Origin of the sequence: Aliinostoc sp. HNIBRCY26, from assembly GCF_050235535.1 — a bacterium.
Classification (GTDB): Bacteria; Cyanobacteriota; Cyanobacteriia; order Cyanobacteriales; family Nostocaceae; genus Trichormus.
Window position 1 is genome coordinate 3,842,925 of record NZ_CP189852.1, and the last position, 21,106, is coordinate 3,864,030.

The window sequence follows — 21,106 nt, forward strand, 5'->3', positions numbered from 1 at the left end:
CTCTAAAAATCAGCGATGATTCTGGGTATCTAGTTGCCAAATGCGGATAGTTTTGTCTCTACTGCTGCTGGTGATAATTTGTTTGGCTGGGTTGGTGGCGATCGCTAAAACCCAATCAGAATGACCAGAAAGAGTATGCAATAATTTACCTGTTGGCATATCCCAAATCTTGATGGTGTTGTCTAGGCTACCACTGACTAAGGTTTGGTGATCAAATCCTAAAGCTAGAGTTACTACCCTGGCATTATGTCCCGTGAGGGTGTGGAGTAGTTCGCCTGTCTGCACATTCCAAAGCTTAATGGTTTGATCCCAACTAGCACTAGCTAATGTTTGACCATCACGGCTAAAAATTACGGCTCTCACTGCATCTTCATGCTTGGGGATTTCTTTTACCAGTTTACCCGTCTGCAAATCCCAAATCTTTACAGTTTTGTCAATTCCCCCAGTCGCAAAGGTTTTACCATCAGGACTCATCGCTACAGAAAAAACTCGACCTCGATGTCCCACAAATGTGTGCAGTAGTTTACCTGTGTGGAGATTCCAGGCTTTAATTGTACCGTCACCGTTACCACTAACAAGAATCTGTCCATCATTGCTGATGGCTAGTGACCAAACTGGGACGGGATCGAGAGTGATTGTCCGCATCAACTCTAAGGTTTGAAAATTCCAAACTTTGATTGTACTGTCTCCCCCACCACTGACTAGGGTTTTTTCATCGGCACTCAGAGCGATCGCCCTGACAATGTTACTATGTCCTGATAAGGTGCGTACAACCTTGCCCGTGTTGAGATTCCAGACTTTGATCGTTTGATCTGCACTCGCACTCACTAAAGTCTGTCCATTTTTAGTCAGCACCACAGACCAAACTGCATCTGCATGACCATTTAAAGTTTTGACCGCTATCTGATTTTGAGTATTGGAACTCTGATTAAAATGTAAAAAAGCCTCTGGATTTTGGGGGACGGGATGATTTGCTGGTGCTGCTTTCCAAATATAGTAACCAAGCAGGATTAAAGTGAGAATCAAAAGATTGCTGAGTATAATCCCCAGCAGAAAATTTGATTTTAAAGGTGAAATAACAATAGGTTTTGGAATATCTTTTAAACGTGTTTTGGATAAAAGTATTTGCTGATATTCTTCTGCTGATGGTAAGGATATAGACAGGTCTTTTAAGGATGTATTGATTGTTTCTGGTGGACTAATAGCGTTATGAAAGGAATCATGAACACAAAACAAACTATCCGGCTTTTGATTGATGCTGACCGCCAATAAATGCTCATCAGCAATGGCACTATCTTGGATTTTTTCCTCAACAGTAAAGACAAATAACTTAATTAATTCGTCATGCTCGAAAGACACCCGACTTTTGTCAATTATTGCTTGCGGAATCTTCACCCCAATTCTAGCGGGTTGGTAACTCCATAAATCAGGTATGACTAAGCTATCTATACATTCTGGAAAATTATTTCTGTTGATGAGCCTGACAGGCCCTGTACACAGACAAATCAAAATATTTTCTAGTTGGATGGGCTGTAATTTACCTGCTAAATAGTAACAAATAAAAAAAGGAACATCATTGCGCCCAAAGTCATCTAACCCATCGTTATATAACCACCCAAACAAACTTTGTTCTGGGTTTAGCTGATGTAGATAAGCGGCTCTATATCCTGGGCTTGGTGGTTCATAGGAATCCCAATATTGATAAACTATTTGTTCTAGAAAAGCTTGCTGAATTTCCGGTGTAATCCCTCCACTCACCACAGTTCTAAATCCCACGACTGGGAAACTGGTATGTATAAGTTGACCTAGCCGCAAAGATACCATACTGTTAGCAAGGATTTTAGGGGTGTAAGGATTTTAGGGGTGTAGGGGTGTAAGGGTGTAGGGGTGTAGGGGTGTGAGGGTGTGAGGGTGTAGGTAAAGATTGTAACACAATGCCCCATGCCCCATGCCCACTTCCCCATGCCCTATGCCCTATGCCTCATGCCCAAACTTGAGAGTCTGATTGAGTGATTGTTGGTTGGGGGTGTTGGGTTGGGGTGAGGGTTTTAATCCATTGAAGGCAAAAAATAGTGCAGCGATCGCTCCTACTAAAATTACACTGACTACATACAAAATTAGAATTGACTTGGGATTGTTGGCTGGTGCTTTCTCCGTAGGGGATGGAGTCTGGGTTGCTTCACTGGCTAAATTGGCTGGTGATGCAGTGTTACCTGACTGATTTATCTGTGATAGTAGCCACAGTAGAGGGTTAGCTGCACCTTGGGGTTTGAGGCGCGAAACACCGTCTACAGACACAATTGGTATTGCAGAATAGAAAATTTGGTGGCTGGCTTTCACAGTATTGAGGTAGATAGTCAGGGGTTGTAGGTTTGATTCTATCTGTTGCTGAGTTGCTGGGTTGAGTTCTAGCAAGTCACACTTAGTTAAAATCAGTGCAAAAGCATAGGGGATATTGTACTTATAGACTACGGAGGCGATCGCCGCTACTTGGTTGTAAATATCCTCGATGATTTTGGGATAATCTTTGTCGTGTATTAAAGCATACGCATTAATAAATACACAGCAACCGTTAGAAGTCAGGATCATTTCCTGAAATTCGGGATTATGAATATTACACAATTCGCCGGGGATGTCCCACCAGAGAAAATGGCAGACAGTTTCCTGTCCTGACTGGGTTTGACGCTGCAAACTAAAGTTAAAGTTAGTAATTTTAATTGTAGGGGGTGGATATGAACCGCTACGAGCTACAAGATTCTTAATTTTTTCGAGATTAGTTTGGACTTCACTATCTTGACAATCGAACCATAACTGCTGGGGATTGTCTGTGTTGCTATCAGGATGTAATTCTGTGTAGCTACCTGCAAGAAAAACCGTTTTGCCTACTCCTCGTTGACCAATACTTAACAGGCTAAATGTTTTTGGGGTAGATGTAGGTAATAAATTCATATCATTTAGGGCTGATACCGATTCATTCTTGTCCAATCTTGAGTTGAGCTGACGTTCGGATTTTCACTGGGGTTATTAGTACCATAAATTTGTCCTTGCCGATTCATCCAAAAGTAGTTGTAGCTTGTCGGTAGCTCAACATCAGGATATCCGTAGGGGTTTGTCCAAGTATTGACATTGCCCAGATTCTCACGAAATTGGAAATTTTGCCGATTTATCGATTCATGACGTTGATGGTTTACCTCATTCCAAGTTCGTTCTGACCATTCACGATATTCTCTGAATTTTTGCCCTTCTGTTTGCGAGATTTCTATGTTCTGCGCCATGATCCCCTGAACACCAAAAGCAGCACCATTGGTAGCGGTAATTTGCTCTGCTACTTGTGGCAACCATGAAGCATAGTTAAACCACTGTGATTCGTAAGCAGCAGCACAAGTCATCACCATTGTACAAATGTTATAGCTCTGTACGATGTTGCACTTAGCTACCCCTCGGTAAAGGATACCATTGAAATAGGATGTGTAATCCCATTCGTGAGCGATCGCCCATCCAGTCATCGGTTTTGCTGGGCGGGGTTGACTCATGCGTAAGTCATAGGGCTGCATCGCCAAAAGTTTCTCATAGACAAATTGCCCAGGATGATAATTAACAGGCAATCCAGAATTGCCCACCATAATTGTCAAAGCGGTATTGTCAGCAGAAGAGAGAACAACCGCAAATTGACCATCTTCTACTACCCGCCAACCGTTAGGCACTACATAGTTAAAATATTGTCCACGCCGGATTTCCCAGCCACCAGGGTTAGATCCTGGGGAAGAAAAAGGAGACTGATTGTAGTTATACATATGCTGTGATGACAAATGTTGGGACTGATGTTAGATACATTTGGAATATGATATTTTACGAACTGAGATATACCAATTCGCAATTCGCAATTCGCAATTCGCAATTCGCAATTCGCAATGGACTAACGTCCCGCTACGCTCTAAGCGCAGCTATGCCGCAGGCTTTACGCAATTAAGAAAGTCAGATACCATCTTGGTTTCAAGCTTTGCATCTGTTGCTTAATTTTAAAGAATTGGTATTAGTTAGGTTGTCAAGAAAAATTAACTCCTTCAAAACAGTGAATGAAGGAGTATTGATAATTTTTTATTGAGGATTTTAGGAAAGTTTTTTACCTACTTTTGAGTGAATTGCAGTTTTTTCTTAACTTTGATTTTTGTATATGCACCAAGGGTAGCGAGGGCAAATAGGCTGAGGATGGAGGTAGGTTCAGGAACAGTGATGATACTTGCAGAAAAGCTAATGGGTAATTCACTATCTTCTATCCCCAAATTTTCAGAACCTGGTGTTAGCGGTGGTGCAGAAAAAACCTCTAAATAGCCAGGTATAGGCAGAAAACTAGCGAAAAACGGACTAGAATAATTACCCCCTGATGTGGAATACCCAAAACCATCACCTGTTAACTGTTGAAGATTGAGGCTAATTAAATTAGCTACTTCAAAAGGCTCATTTCCTGGTATCGGAGTCCCTGTTGGTTGTAAACCCGTGATGGTTTCGCCGTTGCGTGTACCTGTGATTCCCAAAATTTGGTAAAAACCAAAATTGTCAGCAGTTTCATTAGTGATGAAATTACCACTCGCCGTAATTCCAGCACCAGAATAATTCCATTTCCAAGTTAAAGCAGAGGCAGCATTGATGGTTCCAAAAGTTAATCCTGATGTTGCAGCTAGGGTTGTGACAGATAGTAGAGCTAGATTTTTCATAGTATGATGGCGCACATATATTTCCGATTGAGTTCAGCTACAGCCCAACTCAAAACCAATGGCAGTTTAACATCAAATATACTGAAGGATTATGTATAAAAAATAAAGATAAAATATTTAGAGATGCGGTACTGATTTTTGATGACCACGAACTGATGAATCTAGGCTTATAATCGGAGATTGGGATAAATCCTTGTTAGGCTACTAGACATTACCTTTAAAACTATGACTAACCAAGACAATCCCCTCACAGGGGATGCACTGATTAAAGAAGTTTGTCGGCGCATTCGAGTCGCCCGTAGTTATTGGGATGCACATAACAACGCTGCTTGTCGGGGTGAGCGCGATCGCGCTTTAGTTTTGTACAATACACTCACTAAAGAACAAAAACAGCAAATCCCGGAAGTGTTGCGGGTGTGGTTACGTTATCGCAGTGAAAAATATTTTGGCGCACATCGCACACCACCTAAATCACGTCGTCAATCAAAATAACTTCCATGCCAAAATTACCTCTACCGCCATCACTTATCGGTGCAGAAGTTGGTTCTTTTACTGAGTTGACAATTACTCAAAGAATGCCTGCGATCGCTCGGCGAGTGATTGCGGAAAATAATTTTTCATCTACCATGAATACCAGATTAGAAAGTCTGGCAACAGAACTACCAATAGGACATTTACCACCTCTTATTGATGATACTGGTAAAGATTTTGCAGCTTGGCAGGAATATCTTATACCCTACGAGGGGCAACGTTGGTTAGACGTTCCCTGGTTTTTGGCAGAAACTTATTTTTATCGATTAATTTTAGAAATTACTCATTACTTTCGCCCTGGGATATGGCGAAATGTTGACCCATTTCAATTACAAAAAAATCAAGGTTTAGAAACATCACTTGATTCAACTATTCTTTTATGTCACCAGGTGAATCAATGGTTAGATGATGCCAATAGTGGGGATAAATTAAAACAAACTACCCTGACGGCACTACTATATTTTGCTTTATGGGGAAATCGAGTTGACTTAAGTTTATGGTCAGCCTTTGCTGAAGATAGAAGCCGATTTGATATTCAAAGTCAACTAGCACATATTCTAGTTAATGATGCTGCTCAAGTTAGTGAATTAGTAACTAATCATCCAGGCAGTCGCATTGATATTATTTTAGATAATGCGGGGTTTGAGTTAATTTGTGATTTATGTTTAGTAGATTTTCTATTAAGTAGTAATTTAGCTACTCAAGTTTACCTGCATTTAAAACCTCATCCTACTTTTGTTTCTGATGCCATGATTAAGGATGTGCATGAGACGACAAATTTTTTAGCCGCCACTAATCATCCCCAAGTAAAATCTGTAGCTGAGAGGTTACAGAAATATATTGCATCAGGAAATTTAGTCTTATCGGCAGATTTTTTCTGGACATCACCTCTAGCATTTTGGCAAATACCTAACTCTCTTAAAAGTGAATTAGCTAAGACTAATTTAATTGTAGTTAAAGGGGATGCAAATTATCGCAGATTATTAGGCGATCGCCATTGGCATATGACCACAGCAATTGCAGATATAGTCTGCTATTTACCTGCACCAATGGTTGCCTTGCGTACCCTAAAATCGGAAGTGGCTGTCGGGCTAAAAGCTGAAGTCGTTGAGGAAATTGCCCAATCTGACCCGAATTGGCAAACTAATGGGCAATGGGGTGTAATTCAGTTAGTTACTTCAGGTTAATATAAAATTAAAACAATTCGCAATTCGCAATTCGCAATTCGCAATTACGTTTTGTGACGGGGATTTAAACCCCGACACAAAACACGCTGCTTATAGAAGCAGGGGACTTAAACCCCCAAAGTTTGTTAAATATAAATCTTCAATAAAAAGATTAAGTTGATATTAACCATCGCTTTGTCAGGAATTAATCTTCACAGGCTAACTTTTGACGTGCAAATCCAACAGCTAACACGTTAAATCCAGTCATAACAACAGGAAAACGAAACTTAATTTAGGCAAGTAATAAATACCAATAATCATCCTAAAGTAAGTAGATAATGGCAATTTCTACATCTAAATTGCTGGATGATTAAATGTGTAATTGGTATGCAAATTCACCTGTCTGATTTGTGTTAGCTCAATGCGGCAAATTAGTTTGTGAATCAGGAGTAGAGAATGGTAGATTACCGTAATGTTCAACAGTTCCTGCAAAGTCGGGTGAAGCGACGCAATTTAATTATCGGCGCAGGCGCATTTACTGGTTTAGCTATTGCTAGCCAATTTCCCCAACAAAGAGCGATCGCCAAAGGCAGATTTTCCGATTATCCTTTCAAATTGGGTGTAGCATCAGGCGAACCCTATGACACTAGTGTTGTTATTTGGACTCGTTTAGCTCCCGAACCGTTAAATGGCGGTGGAATGCCAAATGTCAATGTACCGATTCGTTGGGAAGTGGCTACTGACCCCAGTATGAGACGCATTGTTTCTAGAGGAACTGTACTTGCAACTCCAGAACTGGCTCACTCTGTTCGGGTGGTAGTGGAAGGACTTTTACCCCATACTTGGTATTGGTATCGCTTTCATGTGAATAGTGAAGCTAGCCCCATCGGTCGGACTCGGACTGCAACTGCGGCTGGTAGTTTCTCTAACCAACTGAAGTTTGCTTTAGCCTCCTGTCAACACTATGAGCAAGGCTATTACACTGCTTATAAATACATGGCAGAGGATGATTTAGACTTAGTAGTTCACGTTGGTGATTATATCTATGAAGGTGGGATCAATCTGACTCGTCCCAGACAGCACAATAGTACAGAAATTTTCACCTTAGAAGATTATCGCAACCGTCACGCCTTCTACAAAACAGATGCAAATCTGCAAGCCACTCACGCCGCCTTCCCTTGGATTGTCACTTGGGATGACCACGAAGTAGAAAATAACTACGCTAATTTGATTTCAGAAATTGATACAGAGCCAGACCAAGATCCAGTCATCTTTGCTCAACGGCGGGCGATCGCTTATCAAGCTTACTATGAACATATGCCTCTGCGTCCCTTCTCCCGACCAGTCGGCCCGGATATGCAGCTTTACCGGCGGTTAAACTTTGGCAATTTGGCGACATTCCATGTCTTAGATACTCGCCAGTATCGTACAGACCAGCCTTGTGGCGACGGTACGAGAACAGGTTGTCTAGATGCACTCAGTCCCCAAGCCACAATTACAGGTCAAGCTCAAGAAGAATGGTTATTTGATGGACTGGATAAATCTCCAGCTAGGTGGAATATCCTAGCGCAGCAAGTTCCCATTGCTCAGAGAGATTTCACCCCTGGCGAGGGTCAATCTTTCAGTATGGATAAGTGGGATGGGTATGTAGCTTCCCGTAATCGCTTAATGAATTTTATCGCCCAACGTCAACCATCCAACCCTGTTTCCTTAGCAGGTGATGTGCATTCTCATTGGGCGATGGATCTCAAAGCGAATTTTGATGACCCTGCTTCAGCTACATTGGGTAGTGAGTTTGTTTGTAGTTCCATTAGTTCTGGTGGTGATGGTGCCGATATTACTCCCGCAGTACAAGCTTATTTACCAGATAATCCCCACATTAAGTTCTACAATGGGCAACGGGGATATGTGCGTTGTACTGTGACTCCTACTAGTTGGCGATCGGATTATCTTGTGGTGTCTGGTGTCACAACTCCTTTCGGGACAATTAGCAATCGAGCTTCTTTTGTAGTTGATAACGGTATTCCAGGAATCAGACAAGTCGTATAAATTCCGCAATATATCTCCATTCTGTAAGGGATGCTGAGGTGTACACACCAGTCTTGAAATCCTACCTGAAACTTAAACCTTGCTGGTAGGTGCTGTACTCTCACTGCTAACAAAACGGCAAGATTGCAGGAGGAAAATCCACACTGCAATTTGCCTCCCCTGTGTATCTATTCAAAAATCAAGTAAGAATCTTATATCTCAATTTGGTATGAGCTTTTGCGTTAACTTTTCCACATAACGAGAAAAGTCAGTCTCGCTAATAGCATTTAATTCAAAAATGATAGAGATAGTTAGCAAATAAATATGGGTAGACTTTCATTGCTAGAGTCACTCACCTAAAGAATATGAGAGATATGTAAATAATAAAAGCCATTTATCGTCTCATATTATCAATAAGTAAATATTTTGTTCACCAGCTTTATTTTAAATTGTGGTTGCATTTTGAATTAGTATTATTGTCACTTTTTTTAACGAGTAATTTTACTATATCGAAAGGATTATGTCTTCAGATATAGGTAAATAAACTATTATTTTTCAATAGCAAAAAAACTTTCATAGAGACTAATGTAGACAATAAATAGCGGCTATGATTTGCTAAGTAGTGTTTTTGAAACTGTTAGCAATAGCATTTTCTATCTAGCATAGGCATGGTGATCAACTCATGCTGATGGTGAAACCAGAAAAATTGTCCTTGGCTTCACCATACCCTCCCATATTGTCTGGGGATCAAAAGACATCGTAATTTTAAAAAGGCTGTACTATGGCAACCGAACAGTTAACTAAAGAATCTGACCACCTGGATTTAAAAGAGCTACTCAAAACGCTGACATCTGTAAAAAAAGGTGATTTTTCTGCTCGGATGCCGATTGAACAAACTGGTATAGCTGGGAAAATCGCTGATACGCTCAACGATATCATTGACCAAAATGAGCGCATGGCAGCAGAGCTAAAGCGCATTAGCAATGTTGTGGGCAAAGAGGGCAAAATTAGTGAACGCGCCTCATTAGGAAATGTCCGTGGCTCATGGTCAGATTGTGTCAATTCTGTCAATACTCTAATTACAGATTTAGTTCAGCCTACAGCAGAAACTACACGGGTGATTCGGGCTGTAGCTAACGGTGACTTATCCCAAACCATCGCCACAGAAATTGATGCTAGACCTCTCAAGGGAGAGTTTCTGCAAACTGCCAACATTGTCAATACGATGGTGACAAGGCTGAGTTCCTTTGCTGGTGAAGTGACGCGGGTAGCACGGGAAGTGGGAACCGAAGGGAAACTGGGTGTACAAGCCGAAGTCAAAGGCGTTGCCGGGACTTGGAAAGACTTAACCGATAATGTCAATCTGATGGCAGGAAACCTCACCGGACAGGTGCGGAACATTGCAGAAGTCGCAACCGCGATCGCAAATGGTGATTTATCAAAGAAAATTACAGTTGATGTCAAAGGCGAAATTCTAGAGTTGAAAAACACCGTCAATACAATGGTGGATCAACTTAATTCCTTTGCATCGGAAGTTACTAGGGTAGCGCGGGAAGTAGGAACAGAAGGCAAACTGGGTGTACAAGCAGAAGTTAGAGGTGTTGCTGGGACTTGGAAAGACTTAACAGATAACGTCAACTTGATGGCGGGGAATCTGACAGCACAGGTACGGAACATTGCCGAAGTGACGACAGCTGTAGCGAATGGTGACTTGTCGAAGAAAATCACCGTGGATGTCAAAGGTGAAATTCTAGAGTTGAAAAACACCGTCAACATCATGGTGGATCAACTTAACTCCTTTGCATCAGAAGTTACCAGGGTGGCGCGGGAAGTAGGAGCAGAAGGAAAATTAGGTGGTCAAGCGGAAGTTAAAGGCGTGGCGGGGACGTGGAAAGACTTGACCGACAGTGTAAACTTCATGGCGGGCAGTTTGACGGCGCAGGTAAGAAATATTGCCGAGGTGACGACGGCGGTAGCGAATGGTGACTTGTCGAAGAAAATCACCGTGGATGTGAAGGGTGAAATTCTGGAGTTGAAGAACACGATTAATACAATGGTGGATCAGCTCAACTCCTTTGCTTCAGAGGTGACGCGGGTAGCGCGGGAAGTAGGAACCGAAGGCAAACTGGGTGTACAAGCTGAAGTTCGAGGTGTAGCCGGGACTTGGAAAGACTTAACCGATAACGTCAACTTGATGGCAGGAAACCTCACAGGGCAGGTGCGGAATATTGCTGAGGTAGCAACCGCGATCGCCAACGGAGATTTATCGAAGAAAATTACTGTTGATGTCAGGGGTGAAATTTTTGAGTTGAAAAACACGATTAATATCATGGTGGATCAACTCAGTTCCTTTGCCTCAGAAGTTACCAGGGTGGCGCGAGAAGTAGGTAGTGAAGGGAAACTGGGTGTACAAGCTGATGTCAGAGGTGTCGCCGGTACGTGGAAAGACTTGACCGATAGTGTGAACTTCATGGCGGGGAGTTTAACGGCACAGGTAAGAAATATTGCCGAGGTGACGACGGCGGTAGCGACTGGCGACTTGTCAAAGAAAATCACCGTGGATGTGAAGGGTGAAATTTTGGAGTTGAAGAACACGATTAATACAATGGTGGATCAGCTCAACTCCTTTGCATCAGAAGTTACCAGGGTAGCGCGGGAAGTTGGTAGTGAAGGCAAACTGGGCGTACAAGCAGAAGTGCGCGGTGTCGCTGGGACTTGGAAAGACTTGACCGATAGTGTGAACTTCATGGCGGGGAGTTTGACAGCGCAGGTAAGAAATATTGCAGAGGTGACGACGGCTGTAGCCAATGGCGACCTGTCTAAGAAAATCACCGTGGATGTGAGGGGTGAAATTTTGGAGTTGAAAAACACAATTAACACAATGGTGGATCAACTCAGTTCCTTTGCATCAGAAGTCACCAGGGTAGCGCGGGAGGTGGGAACCGAAGGAAAGCTGGGTGTACAAGCCGAAGTGCGCGGTGTGGCGGGTACGTGGAAGGACTTAACCGGCGCGGTCAATATGATGGCTGGCAACCTCACCGACCAAGTAAGGAATATTGCCGAAGTAGCAACGGCGATCGCCAACGGAGACTTATCCAAGAAAATCACGGTACAAGTCAAAGGCGAAATTCTGGAGTTGAAAAACACAATCAATATCATGGTGGATCAACTCAACTCCTTTGCTTCTGAGGTGACAAGGGTAGCGCGAGAAGTCGGTAGTGAAGGGAAACTGGGTGTACAAGCCGATGTCAAGGGTGTCGCCGGTACATGGAAGGACTTGACCGACAGTGTGAATTTTATGGCGGGGAGTTTGACGGCACAGGTAAGAAACATTGCGGCGGTGACAACGGCTGTAGCTAACGGCGACCTGTCGAAGAAAATTTCTGTGGATGTCAAAGGCGAAATTCTGGAACTGAAAAACACCGTCAATACAATGGTGGATCAGCTCAACTCCTTTGCCTCAGAGGTGACAAGGGTAGCGCGGGAGGTGGGAACAGAAGGAAAGCTGGGCGTACAAGCCGAAGTCAAAGGTGTGGCGGGTACGTGGAAGGACTTGACCGACAGCGTGAACTTTATGGCGGGGAGTTTGACGGCGCAGGTACGGAACATTGCCGAGGTGACGACGGCTGTAGCCAATGGTGACCTATCCAAGAAAATCACCGTGGATGTGAAGGGTGAAATTTTGGAGTTGAAAAACACGATTAACACAATGGTGGATCAGCTCAACTCTTTTGCCTCAGAAGTGACAAGGGTTGCTAGAGAAGTGGGAACAGAAGGAAAATTGGGTGTACAAGCCTACGTCCGGGGTGTGGGTGGGACTTGGAAAGACTTGACAGATAACGTCAACTTGATGGCGGGAAATCTCACAGCCCAGGTACGTAACATTGCAGAAGTGACGAAGGCGGTAGCCAATGGCGACCTGTCGAAGAAAATCACCGTGGATGTCAAAGGTGAAATTTTGGAGTTGAAAAACACGATTAATACAATGGTGGATCAACTCAGTTCCTTTGCCTCGGAAGTAACAAGGGTAGCGCGGGAGGTAGGAACAGAAGGGAAATTAGGTGGTCAAGCCTTAGTCCAAGGTGTAGCGGGAACGTGGAAAGATTTAACAGATAACGTTAACTCAATGGCAGGTAACTTGACAGCCCAAGTGCGGGGTATCGCCAGAGTTGTGACGGCGGTGGCGAATGGTGACTTAAAACGCAAACTGATGTTAGATGCCAAAGGGGAAATTGAAACCTTGGCGGAAACCATCAACGAAATGATTGATACCCTAGCTACCTTTGCTAATCAGGTGACGACAGTGGCGCGGGAAGTGGGGATTGAAGGGAAGTTAGGCGGCCAAGCTAAAGTTCCGGGGGCGGCAGGGACGTGGAAAGACCTCACGGACAACGTCAACGAACTAGCGGCAACATTAACTACCCAGTTACGCGCGATCGCCGAAGTAGCTACAGCCGTCACTAAGGGCGATTTAACCCGTTCTATTGCTGTGGAAGCTCAAGGGGAAGTGGCAATCCTTAAAGACAACATCAACCAGATGATTGCCAATCTCAGGGAGACAACCCAGAAAAATACTGAACAAGACTGGTTAAAAACTAACCTCGCCAAATTTACCCGGATGCTGCAAGGTCAGCGTGATTTAGAAACTGTATCTAAACTCATTCTCTCAGAACTTGCACCCCTTGTAGGCGCGCAACACGGCGTATTCTACTTAATGGAAAATGGCGAGAATCCATCAGCATCATACTTGAAACTACTCAGTACCTATGCTTACCGCGAACGTAAACATTTAGCTAACCGCTTCCATCTCGGAGAAGGTTTGGTGGGGCAATGTGCTTTAGAAAAAGAACGAATTTTGTTAACAGAAGTACCCAGTGACTATATCAAAATTAGCTCCGGTTTAGGAGAAGCCAATCCCCTGAATGCAGTGGTATTACCTGTGCTATTTGAAGGACAAGTCACGGCGGTGATTGAATTAGCTGCTTTCCGCCGCTTTAGTGAGATTCATTTAACGTTCTTCGACCAACTCACCGAAAGTATTGCGATCGTTCTCAACACCATCGCCGCCTCGATGCGTACCGAAGAATTACTCAAACAATCCCAATCTCTGGCACAAGAACTACAAACTCAACAAAATGAACTCCGCGAAACTAACAAGCGGCTAGAACAACAAGCCCAATCACTCAAAACCTCAGAAGACTTATTACGGGGACAACAGGAAGAATTACAGCAAACCAACGCCGAACTAGAAGAAAAAGCTGAACTGTTAGCCCTCCAGAAAAAAGAAGTGGAGCGGAAAAATCGGGAAATCGAACAAGCTAGACGGTCATTAGAAGAAAAAGCCGAGCAACTAGCCCTCTCATCTCGATATAAATCCGAATTTTTAGCGAATATGTCCCACGAATTGCGGACACCCCTAAACAGCTTGTTGATTTTGGCCAAATTGTTAACAGATAACGTTGATGGTAATCTCACCGCCAAACAAGTGGAATACAGCCAAACCATCTACTCAGCCGGTAATGAACTGTTGGCATTAATCAATGACATTTTAGATTTAGCCAAAATTGAATCGGGTACAATGTCAATTCATGTGACTTCGGTACCTTTATCTGAGTTGGCTGAACAGATTGAACGGAGTTTTGGGCAAATGGCTCAAAATAAAGGTCTGACTTTTGCCATTGAACTCGCGCCTGATTTGCCTAGCAACGTGAGTACAGATATCAAACGCTTGCAGCAAGTCTTAAAAAATCTCCTCTCCAATGCCTTTAAATTTACGGAACGGGGCGAAGTCCGGCTGCGGATTGAGGTAGCTAAACAAGGATGGAGTGATACTCAACCGACTTTAAGTCATGCCCAGACAGTGTTAGCTTTCGTTGTCAGTGATACAGGTATTGGCATTGCACCTGATAAGCAGAAAATTATCTTTGAAGCTTTTCAGCAAGCTGATGGCACAACCAGCCGCAAATACGGCGGTACTGGATTAGGCTTATCTATTAGCCGAGAAATTGCTCATCTGTTAGGTGGAGAAATTAAACTTGTCAGCTATCTTGGTCAAGGAAGTACATTTACCTTCTATTTACCCCAGTTCAGTGCAGAATCTGTATCCTCAACTCCGCAGAGTACGCCCTTCTCTAAAGTACGCTACACAAATGGGAACACCAAGGATGAACAGCTACGCCCTGGGAATGTCGTTTACCAAAATCCTATTGTCCCAGACGATCGCGACAGCATTAGCACAACAGCATCAGAGAATAAAGTCTTACTCATTATTGAAGATGACGTTAATTTTGCCCGTATTTTAGTAGATATGGCACGGCAGCACGGATTCCAGGTAATTACCGCCCAAACTGGTACAGATGGGTTGAAACTAGCCAAGGAATTTTTACCAATGGCGATTTTACTGGATATTCGCTTACCCGAAATGGATGGATGGACAGTGCTAAGTCGCCTCAAACGTGATCCGACTACCCGTCATATTCCTGTACACATTATGACCGTCGAAGAAGGACGGCAACGGGGTTTACTACTAGGTGCGATCGCTTATTTACAAAAACCAGTAACTAGTGAGGCGATGTCTGAAGCCCTGTATAAAATTAGAGGTTTTGTAGAACGGCGAGTGAAGAATTTACTAGTGGTGGAAGATGATGATTTGCAACGTCAAAGCATCGTTGAACTCATTGGCAATAACGATGTAGTAACGGTGGCTGTCGGTACGGGTGCAGCCGCCTTAGAAGCCATTCGCACTCAGGAATTTGATTGCTTAGTTCTAGATTTGGGTTTACCTGATATGACAGGTTTTGAACTCATAGAACAAATCAAGCGAGAACCCAACAGCACAACTTTACCCATAGTTGTCTACACAGGTAGAGAAATCACTCCCACTCAAGAAACAGAACTCAGACGGATAGCCGAAACCATTATCATTAAAGATGTGCGATCGCCCGAACGTCTTTTTGATGAAACCGCATTATTCCTTCACCGCGTCCAGGCAAATTTACCCACACCCAAGCGCGAAATCTTAGAACAACTATATTCTCAAGACAATTCTTTAGTCGGTAAAAAAGTGCTAATCGTTGACGATGATGTGCGTAACATCTTCGCCCTCACCAGTATGCTAGAACGCTACCAAATGCAGGTCATATATGCAGAAAACGGTAGAGAAGGGATTAGCTTGTTAGAAGTAACACCTGATATTGATGTGGTCTTAATGGATGTGATGATGCCAGAAATGGATGGTTACGAAACCATGCGGCTAATTCGCCAGAATGAGCAATTTCAGAACTTACCAATTATCGCTCTCACTGCCAAAGCCATGCAAGGCGATCGCGATCACTGCATCGCCGCCGGTGCCTCAGACTACATTGCTAAACCAGTAGATACAGAACAACTACTGTCTTTATTACGAGTTTGGCTGTATGCGTCGTAGGTCTGGGAAAACCTGCCAAAATGGCAACCTAATCGAATTGGAGGAAGTTAAATTACATAAAAGATAAACGACTTTTCAGATGTGGTTATCAGGGTGTATCCAGTTGTACTGGCTTAAGCAGGGAAGATAAAAGTTCAAAAATCTAATATGAGTCTTATACCAATTGGCAATTCGCAATTCGCAATTCGCAATTAAAAAACTTAGATGCAGCAAAGCTTTTAGGGTTTATGTCTGTATCAAGGTTTTTGTGAATTGGTATTATATCTGATAAATAATTAGGCTTGGCATTTGCTGCGACGGGAACATCTAATTTGTACAGGTTTTGCCATTGAATCATACATCAGCCCCCTAAATTAATGGCAATATCTGTCAGGATACCTGAACGCTACAGCAGCAAATGGCAGAGTGGGAGATGAAAGCGATTGATATGCTTTCTCCCACTTTTTTTTTATTTAGTCAATGGTCAATAGTCAATAGTCATTAGTCAATAGTCATTAGTCAATAGTCATTAGTCATTAGTCATTAGTCATTAGTCAATAGTCATTAGTCATTACTCATTACTCAGCACGGGCTAACGCCCCGCTACCGCTAACAGCACTCAGCACTAATTAGTCTCGATTTTCTGTAGTAGCCATGTGATTGCGTCTTCAACTTTGGCTACTTGTTCTCCTGGTGGGATGGGGGGACGGTTGACTATGACAACTGGTATTCCTTGTTCTCTGGCGGCGATGATTTTGGGGTAGGTGGCTTTACCTCCACTATTTTTGCTGACTATGGTGTCAATTTTGTATTGAGTGAGAATTTTTCGCTCGTCTTCTAGCGTAAAGGGGCCGCGATCGCATAATATTTCCCCTGGTGGTATGAAATTACCATCGCTGGGGGGATCAATCATTCGCATCAAAAACCAAATATGCTGTAAATGAGCAAAAGCAGCTAGTTCTTGTCTCCCGACTGTTAAAAAGACTCTTTTGGCTTGTTTTGCCAAAATTTGAGCCGCAGCTTGATGACTATCTACTTCTAGCCAGCGATCGCCTGCTACTTTTTCCCACACTGGGCGAGTTAACATTAATCTGGGTATATTGACTTGATTTGCTGCTGTCGCTGCATTCCAGGAAATCTGATTGGCGAAGGGATGGGTAGCATCAATGAGTAGATCAATTTGCATCTGGCGTAAATAATCAGCTAATCCCGCCGCACCGCCAAAGCCGCCAATCCGCACGTTACCATCGGGGAGTGATGGTTGACTAGTGCGACCGGCTAAAGATGCGATCGCTTCTATCCCAGAGATAGTGGCAATTTTAGCAGTTAACTCTGCCGCATCTCCAGTTCCACCTAGAATTAAAACCCGTTTCAAGTCTTCTCTCTACCTACTGTTTTAAGGATAAAGACGGAATTTTGGCTAATATTCCTTTTTTTAATGGTTCTGGCCGTTCCGACCAAGGTAATAATCCATCTGGTTTTCTATAGTATTTAGTAGCACATTCCAACACAGCAGATATACTGTCATCCACTGCTAAATCTCCGAATAAATAGGTCATTTTACCTTCAGCCGCAAAAGCAACGACGCAGGAACGGTTACAAGCACTCATACATTCCACTGCTTGGATAGGGAATTCTTCCCGTAATTCCCAATTTTGTGCTAATTCCTGTAACTGATGCAGAAGTTTTTGACCACCGCTTTCACCTATGCGTTTTCCATCTTGCCAAACGCTAGCACAAGTTGTGCAAACAAATAAACTATGAGCAGTAGTATTATCCATCTGTACCTCGGTAGATGTGCGTGAATTATAATTATACCGATATCTTTACAATATTTAATTTAAAGGTAACAGGAAGATTCAGTTTGTAGTCAGGACTTTAGTCCTTATTTGAAACTTTATTCATCAATAAATTGATAATTTGGACAGATTTTACATGAATTATTCATGATTAATTTATGCGTTATGCTAATAGCATGATGCCATATTTAATAATTATTTTCAGGAGTTAATAAGATGTTTCGCAGATTGTTACTCGCTGTATTATTGGTGGTAATTATCTGGCTGGGATTACTATCAAACCCAGCTATATCACAGCAAGTTGAATCTCGGATAAATAATTTACAAGCAGATTTAAATCGTGTGGAGTCACGGTTAAGTCAAATAGAGTCAAGATTAAATCAAGGTCGTCCTGCTGCATCTCCAAGGACGACAATTACCGTACCTCCTGGTTCTAGAAGAAATCTATCACAGTCAGAACGCGAGAAAATGTTTGATAATTTAGCGACTTTAGTAGTTGAATTAAAGCAACAAGTAACTAAATTAGAGACGCGAGTCTCCCAATTAGAATCACGTTAATTTTATAAGTTAATCTCAGTCAGATTCTATTGCTTGATTTGCGAAAAGACACGATAGCTATCTATATTATTGCTGCCCTTATTACCCAGCTCATCTGCTGTCATTTTCAGCAAATTATAATCCACATTCTCTGCATAAATAGCAAAGGTGATATTAAAAACTTCAATAAAATAAATAATCCATTTACATTCCTCTTCGGATTGATGCTGATAATAATTGATTAAAGCCGCAATTCGAGTCTCTAAATGACTCCGAGAATATGGGGAGATTAAAATAATCTTCAACAGGATAATGACTAAAGTTAGCGGATGACCTTGAGAGACTAATAAATTAAATAATTCTGACGGTTCATGTCTATTTTCTATAGTCAAATAATCAATTAATTTGTTGCAGATTCGCAGTAATAAGTTTTTGTTGATTCGTTCTGTATCTATCTCGGTTTTCCAAACGTCTAGTTTTTCCCTTAATGATTTCCTTAAAACCACTACTAATTCTTGGCTGCCAACTGATAGAAATAGATATTTCTGTAAACTGACTTTAAAGTTATGCAGGGTTTGATTATCAGTTTGTTTCAGGAATATATTGGCTAAATTATCGTGACTGAATTTACCCCTCTTAGCAACAATTTTTTTAATGAGGTGTAAAACATTATCACCCAAAATACTAGGATTATTATAGCGTGTGTTAGTAGATGCTTCAGACTGTGAACGAGCAATATACATAGCTAAATCAAACTTGTATTTGTCTTTCATTTGTCTGTAAATTTTGATTGCTGCTTCTTGTTGTTCTTTGGGTTTACTAGTGTCCAAAGATTGAGCAACTAATAAGTATGCAGCATAGCGATCGCTCCAATGACCTTGGGGATTATACTCATTTTTATAGTTAAATATTTTTAGTTCTTGATAATCTTGACTTTCAACAAAATTATTTAACCTTTGTCTATATAACAGAGTATTTTTAGAAATATTGTCACTACTCTCAGGTAATTGCGAAAATAAATCAATTAGTTCGCGGATATATTGGTATTTTCTTTTAGTTGCCCAATTATTAATTAAAATGTAACAACAGCGTTTAATTGTATTATGAAACTCTTGCTCATCAGTCAGCAATAAGAGTTTTTTAATGATGGGAATATGATTTAAATTATCTACTAGCAAACAACCAACAAATAACCTTTTAAATTCATGTAAGACATTTTCTGGAGGATAGAGATTTACTGCTTCCATAAAGAAACTGTAAATCCTCTCCTGTAAAATCGGTAGATTTACTTCCTGAGAACTTAATCTAATAATCTTTTGATCCAGTAGATTACTGAGTAAAGTGTTAGCGGTCATGCAATTACTCAAGACCCTTGAGATTGTGAATTTTATTGTTCTTAGCTTAACCTTTACGCACAGGGCTATCAATCAGTTTATTCAAAGCTACATTATTTTTTCATTGTAAATTAGTAAATGTACTTTATATTTGATGAATAATTATGACCATTTCTGTCTACACAACAGAAAAATTACGGAAATGTATTAATTTTGTATAATTGGGCTGGGCTAGTTGCTTGATAAAGCTAGCTTGAACAGCGAACAGTTAAATTCTTGGGTCTAAATCACCCGCTTGATAACTGATAGCTGATGTAACTTTCAACTTTCCACTTACTCTATTAACTTACTGCATAATGGTGCGTCGTCCCAAGAACAAAATCAATCTCCCAAGTTCTCACTCTGACTGGCCTCTAGAGACGGAAATAGTGGGTTTGGAATTTGAGTTAGCCACAAAAGTAGATGTTTCTTTATATCCGCAGTACACCATTGGACTACACGCTTGGTTTCTTGACCAAGTACGTTCGACTAACCCAGAACTTTCCGCTTATCTCCATGATGGCGAGTCAGAAAAGCCTTTTACTATCTCTGCGTTGGATGGGGAATTGGTCAGTAGTGGTAAGCAGTTAAAAATTTTGGCGAATCAAACCTATCGTTGGTATGTGACGGCGTTATCCAGTAGAGTAGTACAGTGGTTGGCGCAGTGGGTGAAAAATCTCCCTGCGGAGGTGAGTTTGCGGAATGCGCCCTTACAAATTCTGGGGTGTAATGTGGTTCATCCACCTACAACTTACGCGCAATTGTTAGATGCTGAACATGGGGAAAATCTGAGTTTAAGATTTATCAGTCCTACTAGCTTTCGTCGCAAAGGTCATCATTTACCCTTACCTGTACCGATGAATGTTTTCCATAGCTACCTACGGCGATGGAATGATTTTTCTGGTATTCCAGTTGACCAAGACTCATTTTTAGATTGGATAGATGAGTCTACTTTGATTACCCGTCATCAAATCGCTTCAATGAAAATACTGGCTGGGAAGAAAGGTGCGGTAACAGGTTTTACAGGTTCAGTAGAATTTAGTTTAGCGAAACAAGCCGCACAGAATACAGAATTTTATCGCTTGTTTTATGCGTTAGGTAAGCTAGCACCCTATTGCGGAACTGGTCATAAAACAACATTTGGCTTGGGTCAAACCCGCTTGGGTTGGTCATCACAAGTGGTTGCAGAAGTCCCAGAGGTAGAAAGTTTATTGGCGAGTAGAATTGCAGAGTTAACAGAGATATTTACAGCTCAACGCAAAAGGACGGGAGGCGATCGCGCTTTTGAGGTAGCATCAAAGTGGGCTACTATCTTAGCACGCCGGGAAATGGGCGAGTCTTTGCAAGTGGTAGCGAATGATTTACAAATGCCTTATGAAACGGTGAAGACTTATGCAAAGTTGGCGCGCCGTGCTTTGAAGGTTGAGTGATGTGTTTCACGCAGAGGCGCAAAGGCGCGGAGAAGGACGCTAAAATGATGATTTTTGTGAACACCCAACTATTTGACTGTGTATCGTCTGAATCTGGTAATTCTGCCGATGAAGGTAAGCAG

The 21,106-nt window shown here is 42.0% G+C and carries 13 protein-coding genes; 6 read left to right on the forward strand and 7 right to left on the reverse strand.

Features of this window, described 5'->3' with window-relative positions:
* Window positions 1-9: 9 nt before the first annotated feature.
* The 4 genes from ACQFX9_RS16280 to ACQFX9_RS16295 all read right to left on the reverse strand — a co-directional run bounded on the left by ACQFX9_RS16280 (window position 10) and on the right by ACQFX9_RS16295 (window position 4,715).
* Complete coding sequence (locus ACQFX9_RS16280) at window positions 10-1,824, reverse strand: WD40 repeat domain-containing protein (RefSeq protein WP_427156957.1); 1,815 nt, start codon at window positions 1,822-1,824, stop codon at window positions 10-12.
* A gap of 150 nt (window positions 1,825-1,974) precedes the next feature.
* Window positions 1,975-2,949, reverse strand: coding sequence for a hypothetical protein (locus ACQFX9_RS16285; protein ID WP_427156958.1), 975 nt, complete (start codon window positions 2,947-2,949; stop codon window positions 1,975-1,977).
* A 5-nt stretch (window positions 2,950-2,954) separates the two neighbouring features.
* Complete coding sequence (locus ACQFX9_RS16290) at window positions 2,955-3,794, reverse strand: hypothetical protein (RefSeq protein ID WP_427156959.1); 840 nt, start codon at window positions 3,792-3,794, stop codon at window positions 2,955-2,957.
* A gap of 333 nt (window positions 3,795-4,127) precedes the next feature.
* Window positions 4,128-4,715 (reverse strand): PEP-CTERM sorting domain-containing protein, encoded by a 588-nt coding sequence (locus tag ACQFX9_RS16295; RefSeq protein ID WP_427156960.1) that lies wholly within the window; start codon window positions 4,713-4,715, stop codon window positions 4,128-4,130.
* A 225-nt stretch (window positions 4,716-4,940) separates the two neighbouring features.
* Here ACQFX9_RS16295 and ACQFX9_RS16300 point away from each other — a divergent pair, with 225 nt between their 5' ends.
* The 4 genes from ACQFX9_RS16300 (at window position 4,941) to ACQFX9_RS16315 (ending at window position 15,866) form a co-directional block, all read left to right on the forward strand.
* A complete protein-coding gene (locus ACQFX9_RS16300; protein WP_427156961.1) occupies window positions 4,941-5,207 on the forward strand; it encodes a Precorrin-3B methylase in 267 nt (88 codons plus the stop codon).
* A 5-nt stretch (window positions 5,208-5,212) separates the two neighbouring features.
* Complete coding sequence (locus tag ACQFX9_RS16305) at window positions 5,213-6,433, forward strand: damage-control phosphatase ARMT1 family protein (RefSeq protein WP_427156962.1); 1,221 nt, start codon at window positions 5,213-5,215, stop codon at window positions 6,431-6,433.
* Window positions 6,434-6,868: 435 nt separating this feature from the next.
* Window positions 6,869-8,461, forward strand: coding sequence for an alkaline phosphatase D family protein (locus ACQFX9_RS16310; protein ID WP_427156963.1), 1,593 nt, complete (start codon window positions 6,869-6,871; stop codon window positions 8,459-8,461).
* Window positions 8,462-9,221: 760 nt separating this feature from the next.
* On the forward strand, window positions 9,222-15,866 hold the full coding sequence (locus ACQFX9_RS16315) for a HAMP domain-containing protein (protein WP_427156964.1): 6,645 nt from the start codon (window positions 9,222-9,224) through the stop codon (window positions 15,864-15,866).
* 604 nt (window positions 15,867-16,470) lie between these two features.
* On the opposite strand, the gene ACQFX9_RS16320 is transcribed toward ACQFX9_RS16315, so the two are convergent.
* Both ACQFX9_RS16320 and ACQFX9_RS16325 read right to left on the reverse strand, forming a co-directional pair.
* Entirely contained in the window at window positions 16,471-17,220 is a 750-nt protein-coding gene (locus tag ACQFX9_RS16320; protein ID WP_427156965.1) for a cobalt-precorrin-6A reductase, read from the reverse strand.
* Window positions 17,221-17,233: 13 nt separating this feature from the next.
* Entirely contained in the window at window positions 17,234-17,626 is a 393-nt protein-coding gene (locus tag ACQFX9_RS16325; protein ID WP_427156966.1) for a DUF1636 domain-containing protein, read from the reverse strand.
* A gap of 234 nt (window positions 17,627-17,860) precedes the next feature.
* On the opposite strand from ACQFX9_RS16325, the gene ACQFX9_RS16330 reads away from it, so the two are divergent.
* Window positions 17,861-18,202, forward strand: coding sequence for a hypothetical protein (locus tag ACQFX9_RS16330; protein WP_103135906.1), 342 nt, complete (start codon window positions 17,861-17,863; stop codon window positions 18,200-18,202).
* A 26-nt stretch (window positions 18,203-18,228) separates the two neighbouring features.
* Here the strand turns inward: ACQFX9_RS16330 and ACQFX9_RS16335 are convergent, their stop codons facing one another.
* The gene (locus ACQFX9_RS16335; protein WP_427156967.1) at window positions 18,229-19,536 is read right to left on the reverse strand and encodes a hypothetical protein; all 1,308 of its coding nucleotides are present in this window, start codon (window positions 19,534-19,536) and stop codon (window positions 18,229-18,231) included.
* A gap of 335 nt (window positions 19,537-19,871) precedes the next feature.
* Here ACQFX9_RS16335 and cas6 point away from each other — a divergent pair, with 335 nt between their 5' ends.
* Window positions 19,872-20,984: a CRISPR-associated endoribonuclease Cas6 gene (cas6, locus tag ACQFX9_RS16340; protein ID WP_427156968.1), complete on the forward strand. Its 1,113-nt coding sequence runs from the start codon at window positions 19,872-19,874 to the stop codon at window positions 20,982-20,984.
* Window positions 20,985-21,106 lie beyond the last annotated feature (122 nt).

Coding starts and splice junctions, on each gene's coding strand:
- ACQFX9_RS16280 (WP_427156957.1), bottom strand. CDS start 1,824: ATGGTATCTTTGCGGCTAGGTCAACTTATACATACCAGTTTCCCAGTC.
- ACQFX9_RS16285 (WP_427156958.1), bottom strand. CDS start 2,949: ATGAATTTATTACCTACATCTACCCCAAAAACATTTAGCCTGTTAAGT.
- ACQFX9_RS16290 (WP_427156959.1), bottom strand. CDS start 3,794: ATGTATAACTACAATCAGTCTCCTTTTTCTTCCCCAGGATCTAACCCT.
- ACQFX9_RS16295 (WP_427156960.1), bottom strand. CDS start 4,715: ATGAAAAATCTAGCTCTACTATCTGTCACAACCCTAGCTGCAACATCA.
- ACQFX9_RS16300 (WP_427156961.1), top strand. CDS start 4,941: ATGACTAACCAAGACAATCCCCTCACAGGGGATGCACTGATTAAAGAA.
- ACQFX9_RS16305 (WP_427156962.1), top strand. CDS start 5,213: ATGCCAAAATTACCTCTACCGCCATCACTTATCGGTGCAGAAGTTGGT.
- ACQFX9_RS16310 (WP_427156963.1), top strand. CDS start 6,869: ATGGTAGATTACCGTAATGTTCAACAGTTCCTGCAAAGTCGGGTGAAG.
- ACQFX9_RS16315 (WP_427156964.1), top strand. CDS start 9,222: ATGGCAACCGAACAGTTAACTAAAGAATCTGACCACCTGGATTTAAAA.
- ACQFX9_RS16325 (WP_427156966.1), bottom strand. CDS start 17,626: ATGGATAATACTACTGCTCATAGTTTATTTGTTTGCACAACTTGTGCT.
- ACQFX9_RS16330 (WP_103135906.1), top strand. CDS start 17,861: ATGTTTCGCAGATTGTTACTCGCTGTATTATTGGTGGTAATTATCTGG.
- ACQFX9_RS16335 (WP_427156967.1), bottom strand. CDS start 19,536: ATGACCGCTAACACTTTACTCAGTAATCTACTGGATCAAAAGATTATT.
- cas6 (WP_427156968.1), top strand. CDS start 19,872: ATGGTGCGTCGTCCCAAGAACAAAATCAATCTCCCAAGTTCTCACTCT.